At 36.4% G+C, this 19,976-nt stretch carries 13 protein-coding genes; 3 read left to right on the top strand and 10 right to left on the bottom strand.

Features of this window, described 5'->3' with window-relative positions; all coding sequences use genetic code 11:
* Positions 1-62 precede the first annotated feature (62 nt).
* Both ACJVDK_RS00755 and ACJVDK_RS00750 read right to left on the bottom strand, forming a co-directional pair.
* Complete coding sequence (locus tag ACJVDK_RS00755) at positions 63-4,013, bottom strand: hybrid sensor histidine kinase/response regulator (protein ID WP_443938412.1); 3,951 nt, start codon at positions 4,011-4,013, stop codon at positions 63-65.
* Between the two features lie 147 nt (positions 4,014-4,160).
* Entirely contained in the window at positions 4,161-6,023 is a 1,863-nt protein-coding gene (locus ACJVDK_RS00750) for an alpha-1,3-galactosidase-related protein (RefSeq protein ID WP_443938411.1), read from the bottom strand.
* 618 nt (positions 6,024-6,641) lie between these two features.
* Here ACJVDK_RS00750 and ACJVDK_RS00745 point away from each other — a divergent pair.
* Genes ACJVDK_RS00745 through ACJVDK_RS00735 form a run of 3 tightly spaced genes read left to right on the top strand, consistent with a single transcriptional unit; the run spans position 6,642 to position 12,752 of the window.
* Positions 6,642-9,740, top strand: a complete 3,099-nt coding sequence (locus ACJVDK_RS00745; RefSeq protein ID WP_443938410.1) for a SusC/RagA family TonB-linked outer membrane protein — start codon at positions 6,642-6,644, stop codon at positions 9,738-9,740.
* 4 nt (positions 9,741-9,744) lie between these two features.
* The gene (locus tag ACJVDK_RS00740; protein WP_443938409.1) at positions 9,745-11,286 is read left to right on the top strand and encodes a RagB/SusD family nutrient uptake outer membrane protein; all 1,542 of its coding nucleotides are present in this window, start codon (positions 9,745-9,747) and stop codon (positions 11,284-11,286) included.
* 29 nt (positions 11,287-11,315) lie between these two features.
* Positions 11,316-12,752 carry an alpha-L-fucosidase gene (locus ACJVDK_RS00735; RefSeq protein WP_443938408.1) on the top strand — a complete coding sequence of 479 codons (1,437 nt, stop codon included), beginning with the start codon at positions 11,316-11,318 and terminating at the stop codon, positions 12,750-12,752.
* A 75-nt stretch (positions 12,753-12,827) separates the two neighbouring features.
* Here ACJVDK_RS00735 and ACJVDK_RS00730 read toward each other — a convergent pair whose 3' ends face one another.
* The 8 genes from ACJVDK_RS00730 to ACJVDK_RS00695 form a co-directional block, all read right to left on the bottom strand.
* Positions 12,828-13,355 carry a KdsC family phosphatase gene (locus ACJVDK_RS00730; protein ID WP_443938407.1) on the bottom strand — a complete coding sequence of 176 codons (528 nt, stop codon included), beginning with the start codon at positions 13,353-13,355 and terminating at the stop codon, positions 12,828-12,830.
* Positions 13,356-13,407: 52 nt separating this feature from the next.
* The gene (iscX, locus tag ACJVDK_RS00725) at positions 13,408-13,650 is read right to left on the bottom strand and encodes a Fe-S cluster assembly protein IscX (RefSeq protein ID WP_443938406.1); all 243 of its coding nucleotides are present in this window, start codon (positions 13,648-13,650) and stop codon (positions 13,408-13,410) included.
* 43 nt (positions 13,651-13,693) lie between these two features.
* Positions 13,694-14,026 carry a 2Fe-2S iron-sulfur cluster-binding protein gene (locus ACJVDK_RS00720; RefSeq protein ID WP_443938405.1) on the bottom strand — a complete coding sequence of 111 codons (333 nt, stop codon included), beginning with the start codon at positions 14,024-14,026 and terminating at the stop codon, positions 13,694-13,696.
* Between the two features lie 38 nt (positions 14,027-14,064).
* Positions 14,065-14,823, bottom strand: a complete 759-nt coding sequence (locus ACJVDK_RS00715) for a Rossmann-like and DUF2520 domain-containing protein (protein WP_443938404.1) — start codon at positions 14,821-14,823, stop codon at positions 14,065-14,067.
* A 4-nt stretch (positions 14,824-14,827) separates the two neighbouring features.
* The gene (locus ACJVDK_RS00710; RefSeq protein ID WP_443938403.1) at positions 14,828-17,299 is read right to left on the bottom strand and encodes a heme lyase CcmF/NrfE family subunit; all 2,472 of its coding nucleotides are present in this window, start codon (positions 17,297-17,299) and stop codon (positions 14,828-14,830) included.
* A gap of 7 nt (positions 17,300-17,306) precedes the next feature.
* Positions 17,307-17,738 (bottom strand): cytochrome c maturation protein CcmE domain-containing protein, encoded by a 432-nt coding sequence (locus ACJVDK_RS00705; RefSeq protein ID WP_443938402.1) that lies wholly within the window; start codon positions 17,736-17,738, stop codon positions 17,307-17,309.
* Between the two features lie 294 nt (positions 17,739-18,032).
* Positions 18,033-19,154: a TlpA family protein disulfide reductase gene (locus ACJVDK_RS00700; protein ID WP_443938401.1), complete on the bottom strand. Its 1,122-nt coding sequence runs from the start codon at positions 19,152-19,154 to the stop codon at positions 18,033-18,035.
* A 1-nt stretch (position 19,155) separates the two neighbouring features.
* A complete protein-coding gene (locus ACJVDK_RS00695) occupies positions 19,156-19,956 on the bottom strand; it encodes a hypothetical protein (protein WP_443938400.1) in 801 nt (266 codons plus the stop codon).
* Between the last annotated feature and the right edge of the window lie 20 nt (positions 19,957-19,976).

Raw genomic sequence — 19,976 nt, 5'->3', positions numbered from 1 at the left:
GGTTATTTATTTACTTTATATTCATTATTATTTCTTCCATTGGTTGATTATGTACGCTGATGCTATACATTATCCGAATTTTCTGTCGACTCATTTTCCTTTGAATATTTTTTCGGTGTATCGCCGTACTTCGCTTTAAATGATCGATTAAAATAAGATGCATTTTCAAATCCCACCATATACATAATTTCGCTCACAGAATATCTTCTTTGCTTGAGCAATTGAGCCGCTCTTTTTAGGCGTACATCGATAATTAAGCCATTAATAGACATGCCCACTTCCGATTTAATGATGCGAAAGAGCTTCGATCTGCTTAAATTTATATTGGCACATAAATCGGACACGGAATACTCATGATTTTCAATATTCTTTTCTATGTCAAACATGACATCGCTATACACTTTTTCGTTATAGCCAAGAACTTTAATCTCCGTTGGTTCTAATTTCTCTTCTAAATGTCCCTGCATAATCAGCTTATCACTAGACTGGATGAGATTTCTAATTTTTAGGTTTAAGATTCTCAGATTGAAGGGTTTTTCGATAAAATCATTCGCCAGCGCTTGTAAGCCTTCAATTTTACTTTCTTCAGAACTCTTAGCCGATAGAATAATGATGGGGATATGCGCTAAAAACTTTGCTTTTTTAATGCGCTTAATCAAGGATATGCCATCCAATTCAGGCATCATTAAATCGGTTAAAATCAAATCCGGAATTTGTTTTTTTGCTATTTCCAAGGCTTCTAAACCATTCTGACAGGCTATTACATCATACTCGTTCGAAAGGAAATCATGTAAGAGCCTGCGCATATCATCGTTGTCTTCGACAATTAAAATGGTTCTATTTTTTTTAGCTTCCAAGGCATGGTGCGATGGCGCTGTTTCATAATCGACCAAGGCAGGCAACTCTACAATAAAGGAACTAAAAGCTTTCGAATGGGCGTTTCCTGCTTCGCTAACAATTTGAATGCTGCCCTTATGCAGTTCAACCAAATACTTAGAAATAGACAAGCCTAAGCCAAAACCATCGGCTACATTTTCTTTTTCTGAGCGATAAAATGGCTCAAATATCTTTAACCTCGTCTCTTCGTCAATATGACTATCTAGATTTTTAACTTCTATGACAATTTTGTTTTCATGCTGGAACACATTGACTTCAATTTTAGAATGATTGGGCGTGAATTTAATAGCGTTTGACAATAAATTCAAAAACACCTGATCAAGTTTGTCTTTATCGATTTCGGCAAATAAACCCGGCTTGCCAGTTAACGTAAAATCTAAGAATTTTTCCTGAGCAAGGTCTTCAAATTGAGCACATATTTGCTTTAAAAAGAGGTAAATATCGATGGGAGCGGTTGTTATTTCTACTTTTCCTAATTCGTATTTACGTAAATTCAACAGCTGATCGATCAACTTTTTTAACCTCTTAGAATTTTTATAAACCACATCCAGTTTATCAAAAAGCTCTTTATTTAAGTTGGAATTGTCAAAAATTTGCTCAATTGGTGTGATGATCAAGCTTAGAGGGGTTCTCAGTTCATGCGAAACATTGGTAAAAAACTGCAATTTGTCTTGATAATTTTTTAATTCTTGCTCTTGTTTATAGGTTTGAAACAAAATTTCATTTTTCGTTTTTACCTTCACAAAGGCAAACTTAGTAGAGAAATAAATTACCGCCGCCAGTACTAAAAAGTACAGAAAATATCCGTATCCACTTTGCCAAAAAGAAGGTTCTATGGTTATGAAAAGCGAATTATCTCCCTTACTCCAAACACCTTCTCCATTGCTCCCTTGGTACACAAACTCATAAGTATCGGGTTTTAAATTGGAATAGGCTGCAAAATTTTTCTTTGCTGAGGTATATACCCAATCTTTATCAAAGCCAATCAACTTATATCGGTAGCTTTTTTTATCGCTATTTTGCGTATGAATAGAATTAAAATCTAAACTAAAGCTCTTTATATTGTGATTTAAGTTAATTTCTTTGGTATAACTGATGCTTTTCTTTAAAATAACTTCACCATCGAGCTCGGCGCCAATTTCTACTGCTTTGTTGGAAATGTTTAATCCCGTTAACGCTACTTTTGCAGCGCTATTGTTGTTGATAATTTTAGCTGGATCAAAAATATTGTAACCATTAATCCCCCCAAAAATCAATTCTCCGGTGGCCATCTTATAAGCCGACCATACTTTAAATGAATTGCTTTGTAGTCCATCCGTCACATCGTAATACCAAAACTTTTTTTGCTCATAATTAAATTTTATAAGTCCTTTAGAGCCAATCCAAATATTTCCTTGGTTATCATCTAACAGAGACTCTACATCGTCTGTAACCAATCCATTTGCCTTATTAAATTGATTAATAGCGTTGGTTTTCAAGTTAATAACCGACAATCCGCCACCAAGAGTACCTACAAATAGTTTTTGATGCTTATTTTCAACCATACTGGTTACCCAATTGGATAGTAAAGACTTATTTTCTACATTGAAAATTTGACTACCCTGTATGTTGTAGGCAGCATCTATTTTCAAGCGGTACAGTCCCTCTTTCATGGTTCCAACCCATACATCATAGGAACCATCATGGCCAATCCCATTTAAATAAATGTAGTTGATAAATTTAAGGACTACGTTTCGTTGCTTATCCTTAAAAGAAATTAAATTTTTGAGTAATTTATGATCCTTAAGTAAACAAATTCCATTTGAGGTTGCCACCCATGTCACACCATTTTTATCTTCGAGGATTTTATTAATCCTTACATTTCCTTCACCTAAATCAATTTTTTCTACTGGGGGATGCATACCTCTCTTAATTTTTTCTGGATCTACGTTTTTTAAGATGTATAGCCCCTCATATGTACCTAGCAACAAGCTAGATGTTTTATCTACATGGAGAGCCGAAACGTAGTTTTTATCACTAAAAGAAGATTGATCGGTATTTTGCAGGAAACTATAGTTATTGGTGGCCCGGTCCATTAAAACCAATCCTTCTCCTCTACTGCCAATCCAAATATAGCGGGAGTCATTTGACGTAAAGGAAATTACTTGTTTAATGGGCGATTTCCAGTTGGATGTTGCGGTAGGAAAGGCTGTAAATTTTCTATCAAATGCATTATTATAAACCACCCCTTGGCCTAGAATACTCGTATATAAAGTACCAAAAGAGTCTTTAAAAATGTATTTAACTTCGGGTTGTTTTCTTTTTTGCTCACCAATTAGGGTAGATTTTGCCGCTGCAATGGTCTCCATCTTTAAATCGTCTGTGCCATTATTCGTGGTTCCTACCAAAACTGTTTTACTTGAATTATCAACGAATAAACAAGATACTGCATACTTTTTAATGCATATACACTCCCCGGTTTGATAACTAAATTTATATAAGCCCGAGTTGTTGCCTATCAATAAATAATTCGTCCCATCAAATTCAAATTCAGAAAGTACTTTGGCCGATGTAATAACTTGCGGCAGAAATTTTTGGTAGTTATAGCCCTTTCCTCCTGTTGTTAAACGTAAAGTATAAACGCCGTCTTTATTGCCAAAATACACCACCCGGTTATGATCTTCGTAAATGGCAACCGCTCCATTAAAGCTGGCATTTGCTATTTTGACAAATTTCATCGAGGTAAGTTCTTCGTTTTTAATTAAGGAATGAATGAATAAGCCTTTGTCAGATGCGACCCATAATTTATGTTGAGAATCGATAAATAAACCGGCAATAAAATCGCCAATTTGATTTTTACCGATTGCTTTAAATTGTTCCGTTTCAATATCAAAAAAAAGTAATCCACCACCTTGTGTGCCTAGCCATAAACCATTCAATCCTTTATCGTAATAGATGTTTAAAATTCTGCTGTTTATGACACTCGATACAACATGATAATTGTTCGTATAGGTGACGATATTATTCCCATCGAACCGACAAAGGCCATTCAATGTAGCGAACCAAATAAAGCCTTTTTTATCTTGAGTTGCTTGGTATGAGTCTGTATGCGGAAAACCATTATTAATATTCAGCATTTTTTGTCCAAACGAACTGCTGAAGAAAAAGAGTGAAATGAATAGGATGGTAAAAGCGCGCATATTATTTGGTTATTAAAATTGAAAATGATTCAAAATTTATGGTAAAATAGCCAAGTTTCTTAAAAATCAACTAACAAATTACAATTAATCTTCCAGCAACTTAAAATTTTTAAATCCTTCTATCCGATTATCTTTTATGGAAACGTTTGAACATTTAGGAAAGGCCAACAAAACATTTGTTTTGAAAATAATAGGGTACTTAAACGATTGAATAATGGTGTTATCTTGAAAAACAATGCCATCCACACCTGTAGCATTTACAAGTAAGGGACTGAAAGACTTAAAGGTGTTCGCGATTATTTTAACATTTTTCACTAAACCTGGTGTTTGGGTGTGTATTTCTATCAAACCTTGTTTAGCTCCACCGTAGGTTCCTTCTAAAAACGTATTATTGATAATGGTTAAATCTTGTGGGTTTCCCGATTCATACCACCAATTAAATTTTGGCGCATCAATTAAAATAGCGCTCATCATATTGCTAAAAGTATTGTTTTCGACCATTACTTTTTTGGGTGTGGAGATTAAAAATCCACGCGATTTATTGTTTATGGCAATATTATTTCGCAAAATTGCTTCCGGATACCAGGAAACATTATCGAGCAAATCGCCTTCTTGAATCGATTCTCCTATATTTTCTTTAAAATGTATAATTGAATACTTATTATTTACAAATTCTACTTTCTCTACAATAGCATACCTTTTTTGTTGGAGCGATTGTTTATCAACCAATGCAATTGAATCGCCTGCGCTCGCAAAATTAAATCCTCTTTGCTGAAAATGACCTAATTTAATTTCCACTGATTTATCGGAAATTTTTCGCGTTATTTCGGTATACACCCCATGAATGTTGGTTGCATCGTCCAACTGATTTTCAAACCGACAGTTTTCTATCAAAATTAATCCTTTGCAGTTTACAAAATGTGTAGCATCGGCCGTAGTGCTTACCATCCTTTTGCTATTTGCGGGTAAAACAACATTGAACTTATTCAAACTAACGTTAACGCTTTTTTCAGCAATTAGTCCCATTCCACCTGCATGATAAACATTGATATTTTCCAAGTTTAGTTCTTTCGAATCGCTTATCCGTATTGCCGGTGAATACCGATTTTCGGAATTATGGCCCTTACAAACATATATCCAGCCAACCTGTGGTAAATCGCCATCAATACCTTTCACCCGAACTAAACCCGGAGACAATTCTTCGGCTTGTATAGCTAAAGGCATGTTGTTTTCCATGGTTTTATAAATAAACGGTTCGTATAAAACTGTTTCGGGATTTGGATTAAACGTTACAAACGCTCCTTTATACGGACGAATGGGCGGACTTTTCACCACGTTATAAGCTACGGCTTTCGTTTTAGGATCCCAATAAAAGCCTATCTCTAAGGTGTGCCGATAGTCTTTTCGAAAAAAAATTAAATTTCCATTCTCAATTCTATAAGGATACTGTGCACTGATTTTAAAATCGATGCTTTTATCTTTTGAATTCGTTGCCACCACCGCTAACTCGCTGCTAAATGTATGCTCCCAATTGATACTTAGATTGTTTAATTTTATATTACTTGACTCCTCAATAAGAAAAGGAATCATTGGACCATGAAAAAGAAAATTTGAACCACCCCCATCCACTTCAAAATCGTTCATTCCAATGATAGGAAAACTGGTTCTTCTCAAACCATCATCGTGATTGGAAATAAAACAAAACTTTTCAAATGCTTTATCATTGAAAAAATGGTAATCGCCTTTTTCAAAAGTAATTTTCCGAATTCCATTGCTTTTGGCATCTAAAATCGCTTGAACTACTTGCGGAGTATAGTCCTGTATTGCCGGATTATACGTAATGCGTATCTCATTGTTAACTGCGGCATCGACGAATGAACTGAAAACGATTACAATCAAACTTAAAACAAACAAACAGGGGTACAGAAATGTGCTTTTTCTTTTCATATTTATAAAAATGGAATCACCTACTCATTCGCAAAAAGGATAGCAGGGATGTAAACTCTAAGCTATTAGATATTGGAAAACGGAACTAGGCGATTTTGCTCAATTAATAACACTTATTGTAATAAAAGCAAACAGCGCAAGGGTTTAAAACAGATTACTGCCGTATTCTTTATCTTGGTGATGAAAATTGAACAGCTGTCAATAGTGTTGGCATTTATCAACAGGAGATTTTAAAATGGCACCCAGCGTTCTTCTCTAAAACAGTGATAAAAAACAGCCTAAAATAAACAGCATAAATCAATCCTTTAAAAACTAGTCGGATGAAAACCATGCTATTTTATATTTAAAAATTTCCTTCATTATCAATATACTTGCAATCAATAAATCTAACCAGAACGCTCAATCATCCATTCATGAATACAAATTTCCTTCCCCTTAATCCATCTTAGTTTTCTAGTAAAGAATTCGCAAGAAGCTATTTGCTCATATTCTGCTATAAATAAACTAAAAAGTACAAATTTTCTAACCCGTACATCCCTAGATTTATGATGAGGTAACGCTCAAAAAAAAACCAACTAAAGTTCTAACCAATAAACAAACTGAATTATGACATTGCGAATGATTAAGAAAGTCTTACTGTCTCTCGTTTTGGTGTCCGTATTTTACAATACATGGGCTCAAGACAATAAAAAAGAAGTGAAAGGAACCATTACCAGTTCTGCCGACAATCAGCCGTTGCAAGGGGTATCCGTATCCATTCTAAAAACCAAAAACAGTACCCTCTCTAATAGCCAAGGCGATTACAGTATCAAGGCTTCTCTTGGAGATACGCTGGTGTTTAAATATGTGGGTTATCAAACCAGACGTTTTATTTTCAAGGGAAATAATTCAATCATAAATATTAAACTAACAGAAGCTGTGGGTGAACTGGATCAAGTTGTTGTAATTGGCTACGGAACAGTAAAAAAACGCGATGTTACGGGTGCTATATCTTCTTTAAAAGCTGAAGATTTGGTAGATGCCACGGCTGTAAGTTTTGCAGATGCCATGCGTGGTAAAGCGGCCGGAGTAATGGTAACCAGTAGCAGTGGCGAACCGGGTGCTTCTGTTAACATTAAAATTAGAGGAAACAACTCCATAAGTGCATCCAGCAATCCCCTGTATGTTATTGATGGAGTACCGATTGAAGATAATTCAAATGAAATTTACGCAGGAGGTGCGCCACAAAGTACCACCGTTGGAAACCCCTTAGCTTCGCTAGATCCCAGCAATATCGAATCGATCGAAATATTAAAAGATGCAAGTGCTGCTGCTATTTATGGTTCAAGAGGTGCGAATGGCGTAATTTTAATCACTACCAAAACCCCAAAAATAAATGAACCGAGCTTTACTTTCTCTTCAACAGTATCGTATTCAACCTTTAAAAAACTTGATGTATTGGGTGCTGCTGATTATGCACAATACATGACTAAAGTAGATCCAACCAATCCCTTGTATGTCAATCAAACGACGGGTGCTCCAATATCCTACGCAGATTCTACCACCTACAACTGGCAAGACCTCCTATCACAAAACCCTATTAATCAAAACTATAGCTTAGGATTAGCAAAAGTAACCGACAAAACAAATTATTTTGTATCGTTGGGCTACAATTCAACTGACGGCTTAATTAAAGAATCTAATTTTTCGAGGTATTCGTTGCTTTTCAATTTAAATTCAGACTTAACCAATAAGTTAAAACTCGAAGTTAGGATGAATACCGGGTATACTATATTAGATGGCCAAATTAGTGGATCTGGTTTTGGCGGAAATGCTGGATTGGTCAATAGAATGCTCTTAACCAGACCAACCAATATTAACATCCCAGACGACGAAGAAGAAGATTTACTGTACAATAATCCGCTAACGTATTTGGAACACACAACAAAAACCTATAATACCTTTCGCAACAACTTAAACACCAACATTAGTTATAAGTTAGCCAAAGGACTAACCTTGAAAGTTTCGGGAGGGGGATATATTACCTATTCAGATAACACCACGTTTATAGGTAAAGATGTAGCCCAAGGCAAGTTATTAAACGGTCGCGCCATTTTAGGAAGCGTTAAAACCATTAATTTTTTAAATGAAAATACGTTAAACTACAATACCGTTATCAACAAGAAACACCGCTTAACTGCTTTAGCAGGGGTTACTTTTCAACAAAACACCAACTCGAGTAATTTTTTCGAAACGAATGATTTTCCGGTAGAAGTAAATGGCCCCGATGCTGTGCAAGCCGGTTTAAGTGTTTCAAATTACAACTCAAATAAACAAAGGTGGTCGCTACTATCCTATTTAGGGCGTTTTAATTACACCTTCAACAATAAGTACATTTTAACCGCCAGTCTTCGTGCAGATGGATCATCTAAATTTCAAGGAAAAAATAAATTTGCTCTTTTCCCCGCTGCTGCGCTATCATGGCAATTAGGAGAAGAACAATTCATCAAAAATCTGAACACGTTTGATCTTTTAAAATTAAGATTAAGCTACGGAAGCATTGGTAATCAAAGCATCCCTGCGTACAGTTCGTTGGGCGTTTCCGGTTACGTAGATTATTATGGTGGAACTACAATGTTAAAAGGTTTATCAGCACAATCGGTTTCAAACACCGATTTAAAATGGGAAACCAGCACGACCTTAAATTTAGGTTTAGACATGGCTCTTTTTAAAAACAGACTGAATTTCACTGCCGAGGTATATAATAAAGATACGAAAAATCTATTACTGTATGCGCCTATTCCGGCTAGTTCAGGTTACGAAAAAATCTATAGAAATGTTGGATCTCTTAACAACAAAGGTCTTGAACTAACCATTGGTGGAATCATTATCGATGGTAAAAGTTTCAAATGGGATGCATCGTTCAACTTTAGTACCAATGAGAATAAAATTACCGATTTAGGTTCGCAAAGCTTAATTCCTTTTGGTAACGTAGCGGGTAGCAGCAGTTCTGAAAGTATTAATGTGTTGAAAGTGGGTTCTTCTTCTACTTCATTGTATGGTTACATTTTCGATGGATTGTATCAAGCCAGTGATTTTAACAGTACTGGAGGCCTGCTTACCGGCGTACCAAGCTTTGGTTCTCCTGCTCCAGGAAACATGAAATTTAAAGATTTAAGCGGTCCCAATGGAGAACCCGATGGCATCATCAACTCATATGACTTAACCATTATCGGCAATGCAACGCCCAAAAACTTCGGGGGTTTGAGAAATACGTTCAGTTATAAAAATCTTAAATTATCCGTATTTATCGCTTATCAATATGGCAACGATATTGAGAACTGGAATATGTTTCACGTTGGTGGCAGAACAACCGGAAATTTATTTACAGATCTGTATAGAAATTCTTGGACACCAACCAACACAGACACCACGGTTCCAATATTAAGTGACAATACTGGAAAAGCGGTAGCATCAAGCTATTATGTACAAGATGGATCCTTCATTCGCTTACAAAACCTTCAATTATCGTATTCACTTGCTAGCAAAATTTGCAAAAAGTTAGGAATGAGTGCTGCCTCAATTACAGCTTCTGCCGATAACCTTGTACTATTTACAAATTATAAATACGGATATGACCCCGAAATTACTTCAAACAACCAAAGTCTATTTGGTATAGACTTTTTTAATTATCCACGTCCTACTTCCTATTCTTTAGGTTTAAATATTAAATTTTAATGTTATGAAATCTTTACTTAAAATTAAATACGTATTCGCACTCTTTATACTTTCTATAGTAAGTGTCGGATGCAAAGATTATTTAGAAGAAAAACCTTATTCGCTTTTAGATAATAGTGTACTTAAAACCAAAGACGGCGCAGAAGCCTACTTGATCGGAACCTATGAAAAATTAGCAGGTGAAAATTCAAATGGATCGTTTCGAAATGGGATGCTCATTGCCGCCAATTTTGGAACAGAAGATTTTACCGGTAAAACCATAACTTCCAATACATATGGCGACTTTATGAATTATACGCTAACGGAAAATAACCTTATTTTAACCGAAATATGGATAAATCTTTATTCTGGCATTAATCAAGCGAATACCCTCATTACTACTTTACCAGAAGCAAATATTAACGAGCAATTAAAAGCAAGGTATATTGCTGAAGCTAAATTTCTACGAGGCTTGTACTATTTCTATTTAGTACGTCTATTTGGCGGAGTGCCCTTGTCTTTAACCGGAACGGCATCCATTAATAATCAAAACAGACCAAGAGCCAGTGCTGAAGAGGTATATACGCAAATAATCAAAGATTTTGAAGAATCGATAGACAAACTCCCGGCTTCCGTATCCGGAAGCGAACTAGGCAGAGCAACTAAAGGTGCGGCACAAGGCTTTTTAAGCAAAGTATATCTCACCTTGGCTTCTCTTTCAAAATACAATCCTTTACCAGGCTATTCTTTTGTAAATACAAACGAAGCGTTTAACAAAGCGATTACCTATGGAAACTTGGTATTAAACAATACGCAATACGGACTTACCAATAATTACCTTGCCATATTTGAAGACCATAACGATGGAAATAAAGAAACCATTTTTGATGTACAAATGTATGGTGCTGCAGGTTTTAATACGGATGGGAGCTTCGCCGTAAACTATTTCGCTCCTAATGGTGGTGCTGGTTCGCGTGGAGGGCAAAATCATGGTAGACCAAACAACAACCTGGTCAACAAATTCGAAACCAATGATAGCCGAAGAGAAGTGAACGTGGCATTTTTTACGTACAACGGATGTAACAAAGTTACCAGTACAACCGCATATGCTGGGAAATTTTTAGCTCCCTGTGGTTTTGGGGGCACGGTTGCATCTACTCCTAACAACTTCCCGTTATTACGTTATGCCGATTTGATGCTTATGGTTGCTGAAGCTGAAGCAGAACTAAACGGTGGGGTAGCCACCACAAACGCCTTAAACTTAGTAAATACACTTCGTAAAAACCGATTCGGAACCTTTACACCAGCCGCTATACCAAGCACCAATTTTTTAAATTTTCTTTTTGACGAACGCTCTAGAGAGCTCACGTACGAGGGACAAAGATGGTTTGATTTAGTGCGGACAAAGCGCTTAGTTAACGCCGTAAAAAGCAGCGTTTTTAGAGGGAATGTACGTAACAATGGGCCTACCAATATCAGCGATAGAAATTACGTTTTTCCGATCCCTCAATCAGAAATTTTAAACAACGATGCTATTGAACCAAAAGATCAAAATCCAGGTTATTAAACACTATTTATACACTAAAATCAATCATAATGAACCTATTTAATATTAATAAGAAAGTAATTTTACTCGCTTTTTCACTGCTATATTTCCATGTCGGTTTTACTCAAGAAACTGCGCAAGACAAAAAAATGGAATGGTGGCGGGAAGCCAAATTTGGTATGTTTATCCACTGGGGTGTATATGCTCAACTAGCCGGTACGTACGAAGGACATCAGCAAAAAACAGGCGCTTCTGAATGGATCATGAACATTATGAAAATCCCTGTAAACAAATACCAACCCGTTGCTAAAGATTTTAACCCGGTAAAGTACAATGCAGATGAATGGGTAAAGACAGCCAAAGATGCCGGTATGAAATACATTGTAATCACCGCCAAACATCACGATGGCTTTGCCATGTTCAAAACAAAAGCAAGTAAATGGAATATTGTTGATGCAACTCCTTACGGAAAAGATGTCTTAACGCCCTTAGCAGAGGCCTGTAAAAAACACGGCATAAAACTTGGATTTTATTATTCACATTCGCAAGATTGGAACAACCCAGGCGGTTCGGCTGCTGTACGTACCACTACCCGTGGCTGGAACAATCCAGATAGTGCAGCAATTGACAAATATGTTTCAGAAAACAGCGGACATTGGGATCCAGCGCAAACAACTAGATCATTTGCCGATTATGTTGATCAAGTTGCTGTTCCTCAGGTGAAGGAATTGCTCAGCAATTACGGAGAAGTATCTGTATTTTGGTGGGACACGCCTCACAGCATGACCAATGAAATCGCTCAAAAATTTCAAGATTTATTAGCACTTCAACCCAACATAATTACAAATGATCGCTTAAAAAAGCCAAATTTCTTAGGTGACACGAAAACACCGGAACGAAAAATACCAAGTCTAGAGGAACTGGATGGAAAAGATTGGGAAACCTGCAATACCATGAATACAAGCTGGGGATATAAAAGTTACGACCATCGTTGGAAATCGCCAGAAGAACTCATTGAAAACCTCATTGATATTGCCTCAAAAGGCGGAAATTTCTTATTGAATGTGGGGCCAAAAGCTGATGGAACTTTTCCAGAGGAAAGTACAAAACGCTTAAAACAAATTGGCGAATGGATGAAAATTAATAGCGAAGCCATTTATGCCACTAAAGCTAATCCTTTAAATCCGGTTGAGTGGGGTCGTATTACTAGAAAAGAAGATTCGAAAGGAAATACAACCCTTTATCTCTCGGTGCTTAAATGGCCTAAAAATGGAATCATTACCATTCCTGACCTAAAAAACAAACTCCTATATGCACAACTTTTGGCAGATGGCACGCCTTTAAAAACCGATATAACCAACAACGGCATTCGAATCAATCTCCCAGCTGTTGCACCTGATAAAGTGGCCAGTGTAATCAAACTGCAAGTAAGTGGAACCATCAAACCGGTACATTTTCCGGCAAAAAACGATGCTAAAACCGATTAAGAATAAGCAATCAAAAAAATAAACCGCTCTTCTAACAGAAAGCGGTTTATTTTTTTACCTATGGTATACTAAACATTATTTACTTGAATCTACTGCATTTGGATGTGCGTCGTGCCAATTATTTTGCACTTTCATTACCTTTTCTATAATGTCGCGAACAGCCGTTTTACCTCCATCGAAAGGAGAAATATATTCGGAAATGGCTTTAATTTCTGTTACGGCATCAGCCGGACAAGTAGCTAAACCAACCAATTTCATTACACTATAATCGGGGATATCGTCGCCCATGTAGAGCACCTCTTCCGCTTTAATATTCTTTTCTTCTAAGTACGTTGTAAAAATAGTAACCTTATTTCCTGCTGATAAAAAAACATCTGTAATACCCAAATTGATGAAGCGTTTTTCCATCGCGATGCCACCCCCACCTGAAATAATGCATACATTATAGCCCTTTTTAAGCGCTAACTGCAAAGCATATCCATCTTTAATATTAAACGTACGTAAACTTTGACCATTATCGGTTACTTGCACCGTACCATCTGTTAATACCCCGTCTACATCAAAAATGAATGTTGAAATATTCTTAAGCTTTTCTAAAAACATACTGTAAAAAAATAAAGAGATAATTCATTTCGAATTATCTCTTTCTAATCGATTATTGATTATCTCTCCACTCGTATACCCAAGCAGATTGAATTTGCTCTAAATGACCTTCGTTACTTTCTTCGCGCGTTCCTTTAAAATTAGGTAAAGAAAGTACCCACTCTAAAAGCTCCGTAAAGCGAATACGGTAAATCTTAGTTTCGGTAAATTCATCTCCAAACTTTTCGTATAAAGACATCGCAATATCTTCATAATCATTCCAGTAAAATGGCAAAGCAAATTTATCGTTATTCATAAAATTAATTGTAAATAGTTAATAGTGAGTAGTGAATAGCTAATTAGTGTCCCATAAAGCCTGATTGATCAGGGATGGTTACCTCGATATCTCCATCAATTATCACGCATTGACAACCTAAACGCGAGGTAATTTTCGGGCGCACGGCTCTATCAATAAAATCTTCTTCTTTATCTGAAATTTCTTGAATATTATCCATACCCTTATTCACATAGATATGGCAGGTACTGCAACCGCATACACCCCCGCAGTTGTGTTGTAGCTCAATTCCATTATCCAAACAAACATCCAACACAGATTCTCCGGCAGCAATAGGCAATTCCACGGTTTCGTGGTCTGCCTCTTCGAAATTTATTTTTAATTTGAAAATACTCATAATAATTATTGTGCAAAAGTAAGAAGCAAAAGCCGTAATTACGCTATTTTTATACTTTTACTTAGGGATTCATATATATTTTTCAATTCTGGCATTTCTGCAAGCATGGCTACATGCTTACTCATGGTACTTACATCGTTCCGAATGGCAGGACCTGTTTGTACATCCTCTGGCATTTCAATCATTACCTTGTCGGCTGTTTCAGCAATTAAAGGTCGAATGATATCGAAACTTAGGCCATTTTTCACCAATAAAGTATTTGCCAAAGCATACAAGTGATTGGTAAAATTACAAGCAAAAACCGCAGCCAGGTGCAATACTTTTCGTTTTTCTCCGTCTACTTCGTAGACCTTATTGCTTAATGTAGCAGCTAAACGTTTTAATTTCTCTAAATTTTCGGTTGAGTTTGCTTCCAAACAAATGGGAATCTCCGAAAAAGAAACTTCCTTTGCTTTTGAAAAAGTTTGTAAAGGATAAAATACCCCTGCATTTTTAACCTTTTCTGTAAGCACATGCATATCGGTGGTGCCAGAAGTATGCACTACCAAACCATCCATATCTTTTAACTTTTCGGCTACTGTTGCAATGGCATCATCTTTCACCGCAATAACATACAAATCAGCGTCTTGCACTAATTGATTAAATTGGTTGATGGCTACAGCTCCTAATTCTTGAGCCAAAGTATTGGCGTTTATCAAATTTGGGCTATAGATTTGAATTACATCCTCGCCTGCAGCCTGTAGAGCTTTTGCCAAGTGTGTTGCTACATTTCCCGAACCTAGAACGACAATTTTCATTTAGTTATCCTATTTTGGCCTCTTTTCTTCTTCTAAAAATAGAAAATAAAAACCCTACAACCATTACAATGGTACCCGCCCAATATAAATTGATAAAAGGAAATTCAATTGCTTTAAACACCACCCAGTCTTTTGCTTGTTGCGGCTTTTCAAAAATCTGAAGTTCAACCTTACGTTCCTCAGGAAGCACTTTGGTAAAACGGAATTTTAAATCCAATTTCTCAACCGTACGTGCAAAATCGAAGGTATTTTGTCCTTTCATTAAGAAAATAGGTTCAGTGTTATAAATAGTACCGCTGGCATTTATTTCCAAAGGTAGTCCAATCGCATAATCGTCTTTCGATAACACTAAATCTTTTGCGCCAGGCTTTGTATTGAACTCTTTAACAGTAACAATACCGCTAGAGGTATGAATGGTATCGCCTGCGGCAACTTTTACAATTCGAGGAGCTTTATAATTCTCATCCTCCGAGTGCCCTTCATGATCGCCGTGGGCATCTGCTTTTTTAATAGCAGCACTTGTAATGTGGGTATATACGTCGTACGTTAAGTAATGCTTCGTATCAGGCGAGGCAATTAAACCCAATTTTTCATTGTCCTGAACGTGAGGATGCAAATTAAAATCTTCCTTCACATTGCCCGTTTTCTCATCAATTATTTTAAAATTAAGCTGATAAATGGTATTTGGTGCTACGGTGGTATCGCTTGTATAAGTCACCGTATACTTACCCATTTTCTTAGGCTCATTTTTGTACAACATGATATTTTCGCCCGGTTTTTCTACTTTTTCGAAATCTTTAACCGGAATAAAATTATTGTTGTTAATAGAAAGAGGTTTATTGGTTGCTGCAGAAATTAAAGCACCCAAAATTAACAAGGCAAAACCGATGTGCGCAATAGCCGAACCTGCCAATTTACTTTTCCCAGCAAATGCTTGCGATAAAATAGAAGCATTTGACAGCACCGCAAACATGCAGCTGAACGTAATTAAAATGTACATGGTATTGGTATAAATACCTGATACATACACTAAACCTGCTGATAGTACCACTGAGAATAAAATAGCAGATATGAGGCTGCTATAAAACTTTCTAGGATCGGTACGTTTATATTTTAAATATTGCGAGAAGCCTGAAATTAACACAACCAGAACCGCAAAGGGTGCTTGCCATTGATTGTAATACCTTACCGCATCAATAGGCGGTGTAAATTTGGTTCCGAATGCTTTATTAAATACGGGTACTGAAGTAGAGAAGATTACTTGTATGCAGGCTACCGTAACCACCAAGGCGCCTATGAACATCCAAAATTCTCGTGAATACGTTTCTTCATCTTTGGTTGTAATGGGCAATTCTTTCCAACGTACAATGATTAAAACAATGGCTATGGCTGCAAAAACAACGTTGTATAAAATTAAGTGTCCAAACATACCCATATCGGTAAATGAGTGAACAGATGTATCGCCTAAAATACCACTACGCGTTAAGAAAGAAGCATACAATACCAGCAGGAAGCTAATAAGCACCAGGGAAATCGATGTGAAATAAGCATGCCCGGTATTTTTATAGGCTATCATAACGTGCACCGCACCTATTAAAGTTAACCAAGGAATTAAAGAAGCATTTTCAACCGGATCCCAGGCCCAAAAACCGCCAAAGTTTAAAGCCTCATACGCCCAAAACGACCCCATTATAATTCCTGTACCCAGCACCATCACCGCAAAGAGGGTCCAAGGTAAAGCGGGTTTAATCCATTCGTTATATCTTTTTTGCCATAATGCTGCAACGCCATACGCAAAAGGAACCACCATGCTGGCGAAACCTAAGAACAAGGTGGGCGGATGTATCACCATCCAATAATTTTGCAACAATGGATTCAATCCACGGCCATCGGTAATAAAACGCAAATAATCTTTAAAATTCTCCGGGTTTGCAAAAACCACTGGAGCCATGGCTTTTAAGTCTAAAGAATCGCGCAGTAAAATAAAAGGTGAGCTACCAATGCGCTCGCCAAAAATTTCAACTCCCAAAAGCATCGAGGTTAAAAAAACTTGCGAAAATGCTACCACCGTCATTACTGGACGTTCCCAACTTTTGGCTTTCCAAATCAGTAAACCTCCTAAAAGCGATTGCCAGAAAGACCAAAGCCAAAAACTACCTTCTTGCCCTTCCCAAAACGCAGAAACGATGTAATAAACTGGTAAAGCTTTTGATGAGTGAAAATAAACGTAATAGTATTCGTTATAATGATTTAAAATGAGGTAAAATAAAATAACTCCTACCCCAATTACACTAGCCCAGTTCACAAAAAAACCTATCCGACCGATATTGCGCCACGAAATATCGTCTTTATTTTTAGCGAGTGAGGCAAAATAATAAGCGATGGTTGAGATTAAAGATGCTCCAAACGCCAAGACGATAAAAAATTGCCCAATTTTACCGGGTAACAGGTTTTCTCCTACAAATTGAATGTCCATTAAAATTTTATATTTTCTTATTACCCTCTTCTGTTACTTCTTTTACCTTCCCGTCTTTATTTACTTCAACTAAGTTATCGTTGTATTTTGAAGGGCATTTCATTAAAATTTTAGAGGCATAAAATTTATCCTCTTTCATTCGACCTATAAGCACTAATTTTTCCGATTTTTCGAAATCTTGTGGTTTGGTTCCATTGTAGATAACTTCTTTTACCAATCCTTTTTCATCTTTCATAAAAAAAGAGAAATGATTGGCGTCTTTTACAGCATCGTAATACGTACCCTTCGATTTTTCCCAATATCCCATTACATGCTCTTCCCGATCAGAAGATGCTGCTTGTTGGAAGTTTGAATAGGTATCGGTATTGGCATTTAAGCTAAATAAAACCCCAACCGAAATGGCGATGGTAATTAAACCAACGATGGCACTTTTTTTCATTATTCTTTATTGTATAAGCAAAAAACAAAGATAGAAAAATAGGATAAACCCACCTTCTTTTACCGTTTTCTTGTCTTTATATTGACAATTAACTGATTAATTCGCGATTAAGATCAGGGCTGCACTTTGTTATTTTTCTTATTCAGCAAGAGGAATACCGTTCCCTTATTGAAATAAAGAATGGTATGCAAGCGCATGAATATCCTCCATGTAAAAAAAAAGAATGGCATTTACTAAAACGAAAAAATCCTGTGGCAATACACCACAGGACCTAAATTAAGATAATAAGGTAAATTAATTTAAAGATTTTTCGATCGCTTGAACCATTATTTCGCTATCTGCTCCTGGTAAATTAACACTTACAATTTTTCCGGCTTTATCTATTACCATATACCTTGGAACACCGGTAATCATATAATCTTGTTGAAAAGTTGACTGTTTTCGCGAGGCTAATAAATTCTGAAAGCCTAATAAATTTACATTTGGAAGGGTATACATCCATTCGTATTTTTTCACGGGTTCATCAATAGAGATCGTTAAGAAAACGACATCCTTACGTTCTTTGAATTTTTCTTTTAATTCAACATAGTGCGGAAGATTTTCAATGCACCAGCTACACCAAGTGGCCCAGGTATCAATGACCACTACCTTGCCTTTTAAATCGGCTAAAGAAATCATTTTATCCTGATCGTTTGGCAGCTTAAACAAGGGCGCTTGTTTACCTACTTGCAAATGCTCATATTTCTTGAACATAACCAACACCTCATTCTTCTCCTTTGTTACCATGATGATAGGGCTATTTACGATGGCATATATTTCTGCTAAATATGGGGTATAACCATTATACCGCAACACGCCCGCAACCTGCCCTAAATAAAATGCCTGAATAGCAGCATTCCCATTTTTTAAATAATAGGCTAATTTTTGATAATGGTATTTATTGAAGAGATTGGTCATACTGGTATTCGCCGTTCCGCCACCATCTGCGCTATCCAGTGCTACCCCTTCTTTCAAAAGTTTCAAGAAATAATAATTATCATATGATTTTTTCAAAGATGCCGAACTCAATGCATACGTTACCTCCGATCCATTGAGGGGTAAAACAGGCATCTTTTGCAAAAGCAACTTTACATCACTGTCAATTGTTTTGTGTTCGTTTATATACGAAGTAAAGGTTCGGACAAAGTTAAATGGCTTTAATGCATTCAACATCTCCAATTCAGCACTTGATAAACCAGCGGCAACTGCCTGATCATTTAATTTTTGAAGCAATAATGCGGGATGATTCTTTTTGGCGGCTTCTTGCCATTTTAACTCTTCTGCTAATGCTGCTTTTTTAAAGGCAGGCGAATATTGCGCAAAAACAGGTGAAATGGTACACAAGAAAAGCGTAAAACCAATAAGTTGTTTTTTCATGCTAGTTATTTTTTGCTTGATAAAATTCAATATGCTTTTTTTTGCCTTTAAAAAGTAAAAGGAGATAATTTAGCTCCTGCGGAGCAGGTTTAGCGCTTAATAGCCCAATCATTTCTTCGGTTTGCGTTAAATTGGCATTCACTAAAATCATTTTTCCAACCGAACCACCGAAATACTGCTCGGTCAAATCGGAAGAAAAATTACCTGTTACCATATATTTCTGATTATAGTAACGGATTAAGTCATCTATTTTATTATCCGAAAAGAGTTTAATAACCGTAAGTTTTTCTTTGTAATCTTCTTCTTTTGGCAATTCGTAATATTTTAACGAAACTGTTACCCAATCAGGTGCAAAAGCAACTAAGCGCACATAATTTTTGTTATAAAATTCGAGGTAATTTTGCACATAGTTCGCTGTTAGTTTCTGCACATAAGTCTTCAACTCCGGGTCTTTAGCATTTAGATCCCATTGTTTAAAAAAATCTGACAGCAAGTTATTTTCACCTAATTTCACAAATTGCATAAACAAGGCTTTTCCCTGGTTTAGGTACCGATCTTTTTGCGGTATTTTCAACAAACAAATACTTGTCAATTGTTCCAGAAAAATAGCATCTGCAGAGCTCTCACTTGTTTGGTTCATCAAAAAATCTTTCAATGTTGCCGCAGATTCACTATTTGATGCGTTTACTAAATTACTTCTTAAGCTTTCGGTATGGTCGCCATTTTGATATTGCTTAGCCAATTCAGTAAAACTGCTAACGGATTGCGCTCTTGAACCATAGCATCCTGCAAAGAGAAGCATTACAAATAGCAAAAAATTAA

It is taken from the genome of Pedobacter paludisoli, from assembly GCF_052344095.1.
In the GTDB taxonomy this organism is placed as follows: domain Bacteria; phylum Bacteroidota; class Bacteroidia; order Sphingobacteriales; family Sphingobacteriaceae; genus Pedobacter.
Note: the sequence above shows the minus strand (reverse complement) of the source record. Positions and strands in the feature narration are given on the sequence as shown.